This is a genomic window from Seonamhaeicola sp. ABD4_175 (genome assembly GCF_056160885.1).
The window spans coordinates 1-12,938 of record NZ_JBSWYC010000005.1 but is presented as its reverse complement, the minus strand read 5'-3'; the positions used below and the strand labels follow the sequence as shown (position 1 = coordinate 12,938).

Sequence of the window (12,938 nt, the reverse complement as noted above, 5' to 3'; positions counted from 1 at the left end):
TTAGGTATGGTTTTTGTTTTTAATACAAAACGTTAACTGAAAATTACTGAATATGAAAAAAACTACAATAGTTAAATATGTATTTGCTTTCTTTTTTATGTGCTTTTTATCTGGTTTCTCACAGCAGGAAAAAGTAGTTTTAGAAGGTTTGGTAAAAGATGAAAATAACTATGAAGTGCCTTATGCAGCCGTAGGTATTCCAAAAAAATATTTAGGTACAGCCACTACCGAAGACGGTAGTTTTTATTTACAACTTAGTAAAAGTAATCTAGCTGATAGTCTAGAAGTATCTAGTATTGGATATTTAACCTATAAAATCAAAGTTGAAGATTTTTTAAACTTAAGTGAAAAAGTTATTGTTTTAAAAGAGGATATTGTATCGTTAGATGAGGTAAACATTTTAGCAGCATCAGATTATATTAAAACAGCTCTTAAAAATATAAAAAATACATCTTTAAGTAGCAATCATCAGCTCAATATACTATACAGAAGATTTTCAACAGAAGCTGAAAAAGCTTGCTTTCTAGTTGAGCATTATATAAAAGTGCTAGATAGAGGTTTAAATTCACCACAATACACAAGAGTTGAAGTTATTGAAGGGAGAAAATCTGCAGATTACAGGTTTGTTAAAGATAAATATCCTGGGCATCAAGTACTTAATGTAGCCAATACAAATCCTGTTAGAAAAGGTATAAACAAAAATAATTATAATTGGACTAAAATAGGAGATACTTCATATGACGGTGAAGATATTGTAATTATTGAGGGTAAAGGCAAAAAAAATAAATGGCAATGGTTAAAACTATATATTGGTGTTGATACTAAAGGTATCTATAAAATAGAATCATCAAATTTAAATTCTATATGGATATATAAAAAAGGCCCTAATGGAAAATTAATTTTAAGTTACCATAATAGAGTTTGGGCAAAAGATATGTCTATTAATGCTATGCAAAAAAAGCTGTTACAAACAACTAGTAATAAGGTTCCAGTGTCTTACAGGCACGAGGTTTTTGTGTTAGGAATTGAAACCAACAAAAAGAAAATTAAAGTTGGAAATTATGAAGGTTATAAAAAAGATATGGGTGATATTGATATAAAATTTAATCCTAGTTTTTGGAACAACCTTAGTTTACCCCCAGAAACAGCCTTTTATAAAAAAAGCGTCAAGCAGTTAGAGTCTATTTATGGTGTGCCTCTTGAGCAGCAATTTAAAGCCGTAAACCAATAAATTGCTTAAACCCAAGCCACCTAAATGTTTAAAATTAAGTTTTTATTAGTGTTTTTCGTGTTGTTTAATACAGTATTTGGCTACTCTCAAAATGAAAAGAATATATGTTTTAGTCACGAAAATTTATTAAGGCATATAAAAGCATTATCTTCTGATGCTTTTGAAGGCAGGCAAACAGGATCACGCGGTGCAATAAAAGCTAAAAAGTATATTATTAATCAGTTTCATTCTTTAGGTGTAAAGCCTTTTAAAAAATCATATCAGCAATCTTTTTTATTTTACAAAGGGAAAAAACAATATAGCGCTACAAATGTTATTGGTTATGTTAAAGGTACATGCATACCTAATAAGTACATTGTAATTAGTGCGCACTATGATCATGAAGGTATTAAGAACGGAAAAATTTACAATGGTGCAGATGATAACGCTTCGGGCTTGAGTGCATTATTCAGTTTTGCTGAATATTTTAAAACGCATCCGCCAAAGCACTCGGTTATTTTAGTTGCTTTTGATGCTGAAGAATTAGGGCTAAAAGGTTCTAGTTACTTTGTAAATAATTTAAATATTCCGCATCATAAAATTTTGCTAAACATAAATATGGATATGATTAGCAGAAGTAATACTAATACGTTGTATGTTTCTGGTTCAAACATTTATAAACAATTTATACAAGCGGTTTGTTGTGTTTCAAATGATAGCTTTACACTTAAAAGCGGGCATGATGGTTTTGATGAAAACGATAGTTGGGTATATGCCTCAGATCATGCAAATTTTCACAAAAAAGATATTCCGTTTTTATATTTTGGAGTAGATGATCATGATGATTACCATGAACCTACTGATGATTTTGAAAACATTCACCCAACGTTTTACATTGAGGCTGTAAAAACAATAATTTCAGTATTTAATAAAATTGATTCACAATAATATTTTAATTTTTAAAAATAAGCTTTTAGCTGTACAGCACCTGTGTGTATAGTATTACTTGTGGGTGTTTTTCTGCCAAAGTAGCTCAAATTTAAATCTAAAAATTTAGTTAGTTTTTTTTGAGCAAGCAGTGTCCATGTAAAATTTTTACCAGGTTGTAAACCTTCTAACATTTGGTAGGCTATAGGTGTGTTTGCATTGCCATTGTATGTGTTTGAAAAATAATTAAATTCACCATTAATGGCACTTTTTACGTTTTTTGAAAACATGAAAGAAACACCGTATTTGTGTTGTTTGAGCGTTTCAAAGCTACTAATAGTATTTTCTTTTTTTGAGTATTCATAAAACACATCAAAACTAGAATTATCATTAAATAAATACGATAATTTTGGGTTTAAACTTTCTTCTTTAAAATTATAATTTTTGCTTGAAAAGTTTTGGCTTATACTTTCATTATTGGCAAAAGTGGTTAGCGTACTAAATAACCAATTGTTAGTTATTTTATGATTGAAGTTTATTTGATGGCTTTTTAAATTATTTTCAATAAAGCCAACAGATAGTATGTTTCTGGTTTGATTGTTTAAATAGGTATATGATGTTGTGTAATGTTGTTGCCCGCGGTTAAAAAATAGTACGTTTCTAAAGTTTAATTGTAAGCCTAATTGATTGTTAGTATCGTTTTCAAACGGATTAATATTAAAAGCATTGCCTTCACGCTTAATTTTTCTATCTATTAAATAACTGGTTTGATTGTAAAAATGAGACCAAAATTGTTGTGATTTATTTTTACTAACATGCCATTGTTGCGGGTTAATAGTTAAAGTTTGGCTTAAACGGTTTTGGTGTGTTTTTATAAAAATGCGGTTTGGTAAAAGTACTCTAATATATTTACCTTGATCTTGAAATTGTGCTGTTTCAAACTCTTCTAATTCCTGTATGCCGTTTTCATTATAATCTATCCAAGTATAATTACCTTGGCCAGCTTCAACCTCAACATACGTAAAATCTTGTTGAGGTAAAGTGCCCGAATTGGTTTCAAAAATAGTGTTCCATTGCACAATATTTTTAAATAATTTTTGGTTGAATTGTAGTCTAGAGTTTACAGATTGCTCATTATCAATGCCTGTTTCTTCACTTTTTAAATGTCTATAATTGGCATATAATGATAAATTGGTGTTTTTATTTTGAACCAATTTAGAGTTTAAATAGTAGGTGTGCGATGTGTTTACTTTTTGTAATTGGTTGTTTCTAATACTATCATTAGCTCTGTTTTTAAAGCCAACTTCAACAAACACCTTACTACTATCTCCAACGCCAATATACGTTTGGTATGATGTGAATTTTTGGCTTAAAGCGGTTAATGTATTTGTGCTATCACGTTGTTTATTGTCTTCAATAGCTATTTTTGTACCAATCCATGCTTTTTTTAAGCTGTAGTTTATAGTGTTGTATGAGCGAAAAAAAGTAGATGCGTTTATGTTTGAAGTTGCCTTTAAATAACTACTGTTTGAAGCTATTGATAACTTATTTAAAGTAACATTAGCATTAGTAACATGCCTGTTACCGTTAAAACCATTTGAAAAGTTTAAATGCTCAAATTGATAATTTATAGTGCCTTTTTTATGATGATTAAATTGCACACCCGAAAATAAAAGGGTTTGGTTGCCCGTAACATTAATAGTTGTATTGTTGGTTGATAATAAGTTCCAATCGCGTGAAAACTCTGCATTATACAAGCGTTCAATAGTTTTAAAGTTTTCTTGAATATAATCTGTATTTGCAAAAACGATCACATTCCAAACGCTATCGTTTTTTGTTAATTTGTGGTTAATATTAAATTGGCCAGCAAACCCATTATTATCACTATCATCTAAATTTGAAAATAAGTTTAAATCGTTTTTACTGCCAGCCAATTCAAAATTCATTAAGGTGTTATTGCTAGGTTTGTAACTGCCATTAATAACAGCTAATTGTAACTTTGTGGGCGCTACAAGTTGTACAATAGGCTCATAATTGCCTTGGCCAATGCCAACATATTCGTAAATATTATTAATGGCGTTGCTATTGCTTATAACATAGCTGCCTAAATTGTTACCTACCTGTGTAAATGTAACGCGGTATAATACATCATCGGGGTTGTTTGAAAACACAAAAGCTTCAACACCACTAATGAGTTCTTTTTTATAAAGAATACGGTTTTCGTTAGCCGATTCTTCAATTTCTGAAGGCGCAACCATAAGCGTTCTATCATCGCCTGCTCCTGATAAAATTTGTACTTGTTCTTCGGATAGGTTTTGTTGTAGCGGTTGGTTTTTAGCATCGTTTTCAGAATATACAGAAACACCAATATTCAATTTTTTGTTTTCAATACGGCCGCCACCATAGGCCACAAAACGCGAGTAATTACGCTCGCTAAACTGATAATCTACAGTAATACGCATTTCAGAAGTAATAGGAAATGTAGCGTTAAAAATAATTTCGCCAGCATTATAATCAATAATATAATCTTGGTCTTCGCCACGTTTTACAGCTACACCATTAACGTAAACGGTTTCACTACCAGATACTATAAGCACAAAAAGCTCGCCGTTAGGGCCTTGTAATTTATAAGGGCCTTGGTTGCCCTCTTGTGCGGTAAACTGGCTACGGGTAAATTGCCCGCGTACTATTGCGCCAGCAGCAAACAGGTTGGTTTTGGTATTTTGGTTTCCTATGTTGGCATTTACTGATAGCCCTTGTACACGTTTAGAAAAACTTGCAAAAGTAGAATTACTGTTTTGCAAATCAATATCGCCCGCTCTTATGTTCCAACTATTACTAAATAACTCAATAAACACTTGGTCAAACTCATCTAAACGTTGGCTATAACCGCTTTCTTGTAAAGGTATGTTAGCATCTTGTATAGATGCCCTAAGTGATACTTTTTCGTTTAACTTTCCTGTAATTTGTAAATCTAATTCACTATTAACTACAGCGTTTTGGTTATTTCCAATGGTTACACCTCTAGAAATACTGCCCGATGTTGTTAAACCATCAAAAGGTGTAAACGTATTTTGTGTATTAGGTTGGGTAAGCTTGTAAAGTGTTTGTGTATTGCTATTATTTACAATAACAGATTCATTGAGTTGCTGGTAGGTTTTAGTTAAAAACTCTGGAAATTTCAGGTAATTTATAACTAAAGTATCAGTATCAATAGGCTTTTTAAACGTTATTAAAGCTTCAGAGAAGTTTACTTTGTAAAAAGTGCTATCTAGTAAATTACCATGCTTTGTTTCTACCTTAAACCAACTAGAGTTAATACTAACACTATCTATTTTAATACTATCTGTTACCGCTACTTTTATGCGCTTGTAGTTAGATTTAGGTTGTTGCGAAAACCCAAACAAGCCAATAAATAATAAAAGTGTTAGTAAAAAATATTTCATTTGATATTTAAACTGTAATACGCTTAAAATATTTTGTTAATAGATTTGTATAAAATGCATATACAAGTATAGCGTAAAAGTAATGTATTATTTATTTTAGCTGAAACGACCAAAAACATATTCTTAAATAGTTTTGTGTTAAACTAGGCATTTGCACTTTATACAGTAAAAGTGTTGTTTTGGTTTTATTAAAATATTAATAAATAAATTGATGTTATTCTAAAATGTATTCAGAATAACAAATTGAAGACATGAAAATTATATCATACAACGTAAATGGCATAAGAGCAGCAATAAACAAAGGGTTTATAGATTGGTTAAAAGCAGCAAACCCAGACGTAATTTGCTTACAAGAAATTAAAGCATTAAAAGAACAATTAGATTTAAGCGTTTTTGATGAAGCCGGATATAAATACCATTATTGGTTTAGCGCCCAAAAAAAAGGCTACAGCGGTGTTGCTATTTTAAGTAAAACAGAACCAAACCATGTAGAATACGGTACAGGTATTGAATCTATGGATTTTGAAGGAAGAAATATTAGAGCAGATTTTGATGGTGTGTCAATTATGAGTTTATATTTACCTTCTGGCACAAATATTGATAGGTTGGAGCATAAGTTAGAGTACATGGATATGTTTCAAAACTACATTGATAACTTAAAAAAAGAGCTACCAAATCTTGTTATTTGTGGCGATTATAATATTTGCCATGAAGAAATTGATATTCACAACCCAAAAGGATTAAAAAACGTTTCAGGATTCTTACCAGTTGAACGTGAGTGGATAGGTAGTTTTATAAACAGTGGTTTTATAGATTCTTTTAGGTATATAAATCCTGAAAAACAGCAATATAGCTGGTGGAGCTACAGGGCCAATGCACGTGCCAACAATAAAGGTTGGCGGTTAGATTATGCCATGGTAGCAAAACCATTACAAGAAAATATAAAAAGAGCCGTTATACTCACTGAAGCAGTACACAGTGATCACTGCCCTATTTTAGTAGAAATAAATAACCAATAAACAAACAAAAACAAAACCAAGCGTAATGATTAAAAAAATCGTTCTATCAGTTGTAACAGTATCCGTTTTAGCATCGTGCGTATCTCCAAAAGTTTATAAGGAATTAGAAGCTAAATACAATAACTTGAAAAAAGAAAACAGAAAGCTTTATGATGAAAACGAAGAACTTCTGTATGAAAAAAATCAAGCAAAAAACGAGTTAAAACAGCTTAAAACAGCTTATGATGAAGCTGTTGCAGAACGCGATAAACTTCAAGCAGATTATACAGCAACCAAAGCAAATTATGATGCATTAAAGGCCTCATATGATGCTTTAGAGAAAAATAGTTCGGCTGCAATTGCCAAAAATTCACAAAAAAACAGAGAATTATTAGCAGAGTTAGAAGCTAAAGAACAAGCCTTAGCTGCTGAAAATGCTCGATTAGAAAAACTTAAAAAAGAACTAGAAGACCGCTCAAACAGAGTGGCAGAATTAGAAAAAGTTATCGCCGATAAAGATGCCGCTATGGGCGCTTTAAAAGATGCCATTTCTAGAGCATTAACAGATTTTGAAGGCAAAGGTTTAACTGTAGAACAAAGAGATGGAAAAGTTTACGTTTCAATGGAAAATAAACTCCTTTTCAGTTCAGGAAGTTGGGCAGTAGGCTCTGAAGGTCGTAGAGCCGTACAACAACTAGGTAGCGTATTAGCCGAAAACCCAGACATTGCCGTTTTAATTGAAGGCCATACTGATAATGTACCTTACGGCGGAAACAGCGTGCTAACAAACAACTGGGATTTATCAACAAAACGCGCCACATCAATAGTTAATATTTTAAGAGAAAATGCCAAAATAAACCCCGAAAATTTAACCGCTGCCGGTAGAGGAGAGTATGCGCCAGTGGCCACTAATGATACCGCCGAAGGTAAAGCAAAAAACAGACGTATTGAAGTTATTTTAACACCTAAGTTAGATGAGCTTTCAAAGCTTTTAAACGATAATTAAAATGTGGGCGTTACACCAAAAGAAAAATTTGGTGTCGCGCTTTCGGCAGTCGCTCCCTCCTGCGTCGGGGAGCTTCAACAAAGCCTCAATCGCTAACGCAATAAAAACCTTTCAGAAAACAAAAATAATTCTGAAAGGTTTTTATATTTACAAACACTAATTAGCAAATAAGCTATAAATCTAAAAAGTCTAACAATTCTAAGTTAGTCCAAACAATCTCAAATGAAATACACAACACTACCCAATACCAACATAAAAGTTAGTAAAATATGTTTAGGTTCCATGACTTGGGGAAACCAAAACACTGAAGCAGAAGGACATGAGCAAATAGATTACGCCCTAGAACAAGGCGTTAATTTTATTGATACAGCCGAATTATACCCGGTGCCAGCAACCGCTGAAACCAGTGGTAGAACCAGTGAAATTATAGGGTCTTGGGTGAAAAAATCTGGCAAAAGAAATGATGTAGTAATAGCATCAAAAATAGCAGGCCCAGGAGATTACACAGCACATATTAGAACAACAGGTTTTAGCCCAAAATCTATTCAAGAAGCTATAGAATTAGAGCTAAAAAGACTTCAAACAGATTATATTGATTTATACCAACTACATTGGCCAGAACGCGATACAAATAAATTTGGATTAAGAAATTTTCCGCACGAAACTAGTTTACAATGGCAAGAAAATTTTAATGAAGTTATTGAAGAACTTAATAACCAAGTAAAAGCAGGTAAAATAAGGCAGTTTGGTTTATCAAATGAAAACTCTTGGGGCACCATGCGTTATTTACAAGAGGCTAAAGATAAAAACTTGCAGAGACCAGTAACTATTCAAAATGCGTATTCATTACTTAATAGATTATTTGAGTATGAGTTGGTTGAGGTTGCAATGCGAGAAAAGGTTGGTTTATTAGCATATTCTCCAATGGCATTTGGCGTACTTTCTGGTAAATATATAAAAGGTACAGCAGCCGAAAATTCACGCTTAACCTTACACCCGCGTTTTGCACGTTACAGTAGCGAGCAAAGTACAGAGGCTACAAAGCGTTATTTAAAAATAGCTGAAGATAACGGATTAACTTTGGCACAAATGAGTTTAGCGTTTATTAACCAGCAGCCATTTGTTACAAGTACTATTATTGGTGCAACTACAATGCAGCAGTTAAAAGAAAATATAGAAAGTATAAACGTTACCCTTAGCAGTGAAGTTTTAGAGGCCATAAACAGCGTACACAATGCTATGCCAAATCCGGCGCCATAGTTCATAAAATAACAACAAACATTAAAAATTCCTGTTTTTTTAAAGCAGGAATTTTTCTTTTAAGCTATTACTGGTTTTTCTCGTGTTTCAGGGTTTAAGGAGTACTTAATAAGTAAATCGTGAAGTTTTTTTACTTCAATAGGTTTTGATATAAAATCATCTATACCACATTGGCTCGCTTTTTTTCTGTCGTCTGTGTAAGCACTAGCAGATACTGCAATTATAGGGTACGGGTTTTCTTTAAACTTTTTTGAAGCTTTAATTTTTTTAGTAGCTTCTAAGCCATCCATTATAGGCATTTGAATATCCATGAAAATAATATCATAAGCTTTGTTTTTTGCACTTTCAACCGCTTCTAAACCATTGTTAGCATAATCTATATTCAAATTGAATTTTTTAAGCATTAAACCCAGTACTTTTTGGTTCATTATATTATCATCAACAATTAGTACGCTTATTTCATTTCCAATTTTAGGAAGGTTTTTAAATAAATTAGCACTATTGTTATTATAAATTTTGGTATCAGCCCTTTTAAGTTTTACTGTAAAATAAAAACAAGAGCCATCAGTGTCTGATGGTTTATATTTTAATTCGGTATTCATTAATTTAGCCAAATCATTTGATATGGTTAAACCTAAACCTGTACCGCCGTATTTTCTGGTTGTAGAAATATCTTCTTGTTCAAAGGCTGCAAATATTTTAGAAACCTTATTTTTTTCAATACCAACACCTGTGTCTTCTACAGTAAATAAAAATTCATCTTCAAATTGGTTATACTTCTTTTGAATAATATTAAACTTTACCCAACCAGAATCTGTAAATTTTATGGCGTTATTTAATAGGTTTATTATAATTTGATTTATGCGTATAGCATCACCATAAACAAGTTCTGATGCTTCAGTTGTTTTATTAAATGAATAAAGTAAATCTATGCCTTTTTCATTGGCCTGAAATTGAAATATTTTAATAAGATTGCTTAAATCTTTTTTAAGGTTTACTGGCCTAATTTCAAGTTCCATTTTTCCTGCCGTAATTTTAGAATAATCTAGTATTAAATTAATTAGGCCTAGTAAATGGCTTGATGAGTAATTGGCTATTTCTAAAAGTTTTACTTGTTCTTTATTTAAATTAGATTGGTTTAAAAGGTTTAATACGCCAATAATACCATTTAAAGGTGTTCTAATTTCATGACTCATATTGGCTAAAAAACTAGATTTATAGGCGGTGGTGCGTTCTAATTCTTCAATAGTTAATTTTAAGCCATCAATGTTTTTTAATAGGTTTTTTTTAAGTAAACCGTAGGCTTTGTATAAAAAATTAATTTCAAGAATTTTAGATTTATCGGCATTGGGGTCTACCTTCTCTTTAAAACCAGATTTTATAAACTGATGCATTGATAGTTGGAGTTTTAAAATATCTCTAGTCAACATTCTAGATAGGTACAGAATTACCAAAATTATGAAAAGCACCATTAATGTAAATGATATTTTTACATATTGATCTATATCTGTATTTTTTCGTAGTATACCTCTTTGCGCAATAGCTTCAAGTTCATAAAGCTGATTTTTTATGGTTTTGTTGAGCTCAAAAATTCGTCCGTATAAACCACTATTAGTACTGTTTCCAATGTTTAAAGTTAATTGAGCTACATTGTTAAAAGCTTTTTTATACGTTTTTAGTGCATTTTTAACAGTAGCACTATTTTTTTTGTCTTCAATAATACTATTGGCTAGTGTGTTAAAAGCATTTATGTAATGTTGCTCTGTACGAAGCAGAAAATCTTTTTCATGACGCCTTAATTGCAGTATACTTTCGTTTTTTATAATGTTGTCATCTTCAATTTTATGGGCAATTTTTCGCATATTACCAATGCCGCCAAAATCTTTATAACCTAACAAAAAGCGTTGTTCTTTTAAGTTTTTTGAAATTGAATCTAAAGCATTAAAACCAGCCGTTACATCATTAGCAAAAAGGCTGTGTGTGTTAATATTGTTAATTTGAAGTTCTTTAACTATAGCGTTAAATTCATTTTTAAGCGTATTAGTATTGCTTATAAAATTGTCTATTGTTTCTTCTTTTTCATTTAGATAAAAACTATCAGATTTATAACCGTATAATAAAAAAGATTGTAAATGTTTTTCGTTGTTAGAAAAATCAGCTTCTAAATTATATATTCTATTAGTTATATTTTGAAGATTTTTACTCTTAGATTTAAAATAATTATAACCAATAAATATTAAAATAGTAGGAGCTATTATTAATAAAAAAGACAGGACAATCCTGAATCTGTAAGAATTGTAAAAATTAAATTTCATTAGGGCCTTAGGGAATTGGCCTCAAATTTATTTAATATTTAATGCTAAAAAGTTATGCTTATGTTAAATATTGTGAAGTTTATAATTGCGTGTACCCTTCATTAAATTTAATACTTAACGCTAAACCATGGCTATTACCTAAAGGTGAATTATTTGTAGCCACATTGTAGTTGTAAATAACTCTTAAATTTTTAATAAGATAAATTCCAGCTAATACATTAAAACTAGACGATGTTCTGTAGCCAGCACCAACTTCAAATTTATTTTTAAAACTTACAGCAATATTAAAATCGGCTTGCATAGGAGCACCTTCTTCATGTTTTATTAGCATATTAGGCTTAATCATGATGTTATCAAACTTATTGCTAAAAAAACGATAGCCTAAATAGGCGTAAACAGGACTAGAAAGTCTTATATTTTGCTCAGTAGCTAGTTTATCGCCTGCAATATTTGGTGCCGAAACACCCACATAAAATGATGCGTGATTATATAAAAAACTTAAACCAATAGTTGGTATACTTGCATTAACATCTTGTGCAAAACTGGGGTCATTAGGTATATTTAATTCGGTTAAATTATCTTGAAATTGTTGCAAACCAGCTGTTAAACCAAAAGAGAGTACATTAGGTGCATAATGTTGCCAATATGGGCGATTTCCATTAAAATCAAAAAATATTTTATATGAAAAGGCGGCGAACACACTTGTAGAATTGGTTACGCCAATTTCATCTCTAACAATGCCTCCGCCTAAGGCTATTTTTTCGTTGTTTAAATTACCGTGACCACTAAACGAAAGTGTGCGCGGGCTGCCATCAAAATCGTTAAAATAACCGTTATTGCTTAGTGTAATTTCAGTATTTCCGCTAAGTCCAGCATAAGCGCTATTTATAATAAACGGATTATAGTTATATTCTGCAAATAGCGGACTCTGTTGTGCCTTAACGTGCATAATAACTAAAAGAAACGCTGCTGTAAATAGGGGTTTTAAAGTATTTAATTTCATCATTTTTTAGCGTTTTATAACTACAAATCCTTTTAGTTTTTTCAAATTATGTGTGCCTGATATTTTTATATCAAAAAAGTAAGTGCCATCAGGTAATTTGCCAGCACCAGATTTACTCATACGGTTGGCTACTCCTCTAAAAACGTTTGAGGTGTTATTGTAATTAGTAATACTAAATACTAAATCGCCCCAGCGGTTATAAATATTAACCGTATTATTTGGGCTATTTTCAATACCTACAATTTCCCAAAAATCGTTTATGCCATCATCGTTTGGAGAGAACCCGTATTTAGATTCTACTAAAGGAATAGGAAGCGTTTCGGTAGTGAAAGATTCTTCGCTGCAACCTGTAGCATTGCCAACTGCGTTGTATGGCACAATGCTCACAAATATTTGGGTGTTTTCTGGTAAATCTGTAGGTAAATCAAACGTAGTTACATTGCCTACATCTTGGTTGTTTATAATATCAGTTCCGTTTGAAGTTGTGCCTGCCGTTAGTCTGTAACCTGTGGCATCTGCAATGGCATTCCATGTTAAATCTGTGGTTACTGAAACATTTGTAGCGCCATCTAGCGGACTTGTTAAACTTGTACAGGTTGGTGCTGTTGGAAGTGTTTCGGTAGTGAAAGATTCTTCGCTGCAACCTGTAGCATCGCCTACTGCGTTGTATGGCACAAGGCTCACAAATATTTGGGTATTTTCTGGTAAATCTGTAGGTAAATCAAACGTAGTTACATTACCTACATCTTGGTTGTTTATAATATCTGTTCCAC

General features: G+C 31.7%; 9 protein-coding genes. 5 read left to right on the top strand and 4 right to left on the bottom strand.

Features of this window, described 5'->3' with window-relative positions; all coding sequences use genetic code 11:
* Positions 1 to 52 precede the first annotated feature (52 nt).
* Both ACXAG4_RS14840 and ACXAG4_RS14835 read left to right on the top strand, forming a co-directional pair.
* Positions 53 to 1,231: a carboxypeptidase-like regulatory domain-containing protein gene (locus ACXAG4_RS14840; protein ID WP_475296876.1), complete on the top strand. Its 1,179-nt coding sequence runs from the start codon at positions 53 to 55 to the stop codon at positions 1,229 to 1,231.
* A gap of 24 nt (positions 1,232 to 1,255) precedes the next feature.
* Positions 1,256 to 2,158, top strand: coding sequence for a M28 family peptidase (locus tag ACXAG4_RS14835; RefSeq protein ID WP_475296875.1), 903 nt, complete (start codon positions 1,256 to 1,258; stop codon positions 2,156 to 2,158).
* 11 nt (positions 2,159 to 2,169) lie between these two features.
* Here the strand turns inward: ACXAG4_RS14835 and ACXAG4_RS14830 are convergent, their stop codons facing one another.
* A complete protein-coding gene (locus tag ACXAG4_RS14830; protein ID WP_475296874.1) occupies positions 2,170 to 5,583 on the bottom strand; it encodes a hypothetical protein in 3,414 nt (1,137 codons plus the stop codon).
* 251 nt (positions 5,584 to 5,834) lie between these two features.
* On the opposite strand from ACXAG4_RS14830, the gene ACXAG4_RS14825 reads away from it, so the two are divergent.
* The 3 genes from ACXAG4_RS14825 (at position 5,835) to ACXAG4_RS14815 (ending at position 8,847) form a co-directional block, all read left to right on the top strand.
* Positions 5,835 to 6,602 carry an exodeoxyribonuclease III gene (locus ACXAG4_RS14825; protein ID WP_475296872.1) on the top strand — a complete coding sequence of 256 codons (768 nt, stop codon included), beginning with the start codon at positions 5,835 to 5,837 and terminating at the stop codon, positions 6,600 to 6,602.
* A 25-nt stretch (positions 6,603 to 6,627) separates the two neighbouring features.
* The gene (locus tag ACXAG4_RS14820; protein ID WP_475296871.1) at positions 6,628 to 7,587 is read left to right on the top strand and encodes an OmpA family protein; all 960 of its coding nucleotides are present in this window, start codon (positions 6,628 to 6,630) and stop codon (positions 7,585 to 7,587) included.
* A gap of 222 nt (positions 7,588 to 7,809) precedes the next feature.
* The gene (locus ACXAG4_RS14815) at positions 7,810 to 8,847 is read left to right on the top strand and encodes an aldo/keto reductase (protein ID WP_475296870.1); all 1,038 of its coding nucleotides are present in this window, start codon (positions 7,810 to 7,812) and stop codon (positions 8,845 to 8,847) included.
* Positions 8,848 to 8,906: 59 nt separating this feature from the next.
* Here the strand turns inward: ACXAG4_RS14815 and ACXAG4_RS14810 are convergent, their stop codons facing one another.
* The 3 genes from ACXAG4_RS14810 to ACXAG4_RS14800 all read right to left on the bottom strand — a co-directional run.
* Positions 8,907 to 11,162 (bottom strand): response regulator, encoded by a 2,256-nt coding sequence (locus tag ACXAG4_RS14810; RefSeq protein WP_475296869.1) that lies wholly within the window; start codon positions 11,160 to 11,162, stop codon positions 8,907 to 8,909.
* 79 nt (positions 11,163 to 11,241) lie between these two features.
* Entirely contained in the window at positions 11,242 to 12,168 is a 927-nt protein-coding gene (locus ACXAG4_RS14805) for a PorP/SprF family type IX secretion system membrane protein (protein WP_475296868.1), read from the bottom strand.
* Between the two features lie 3 nt (positions 12,169 to 12,171).
* Positions 12,172 to 12,938 (bottom strand): gliding motility-associated C-terminal domain-containing protein (locus tag ACXAG4_RS14800; RefSeq protein ID WP_475296867.1); only part of this gene is annotated, 767 nt, incomplete at its 5' end.

Bases quoted from the DNA above. Each gene is read 5' to 3' on its own strand.
- ACXAG4_RS14840 (WP_475296876.1), top strand. From the start codon at position 53: ATGAAAAAAACTACAATAGTTAAATATGTATTTGCTTTCTTTTTTATG.
- ACXAG4_RS14835 (WP_475296875.1), top strand. From the start codon at position 1,256: ATGTTTAAAATTAAGTTTTTATTAGTGTTTTTCGTGTTGTTTAATACA.
- ACXAG4_RS14830 (WP_475296874.1), bottom strand. From the start codon at position 5,583: ATGAAATATTTTTTACTAACACTTTTATTATTTATTGGCTTGTTTGGG.
- ACXAG4_RS14825 (WP_475296872.1), top strand. From the start codon at position 5,835: ATGAAAATTATATCATACAACGTAAATGGCATAAGAGCAGCAATAAAC.
- ACXAG4_RS14820 (WP_475296871.1), top strand. From the start codon at position 6,628: ATGATTAAAAAAATCGTTCTATCAGTTGTAACAGTATCCGTTTTAGCA.
- ACXAG4_RS14815 (WP_475296870.1), top strand. From the start codon at position 7,810: ATGAAATACACAACACTACCCAATACCAACATAAAAGTTAGTAAAATA.
- ACXAG4_RS14810 (WP_475296869.1), bottom strand. From the start codon at position 11,162: ATGAAATTTAATTTTTACAATTCTTACAGATTCAGGATTGTCCTGTCT.
- ACXAG4_RS14805 (WP_475296868.1), bottom strand. From the start codon at position 12,168: ATGATGAAATTAAATACTTTAAAACCCCTATTTACAGCAGCGTTTCTT.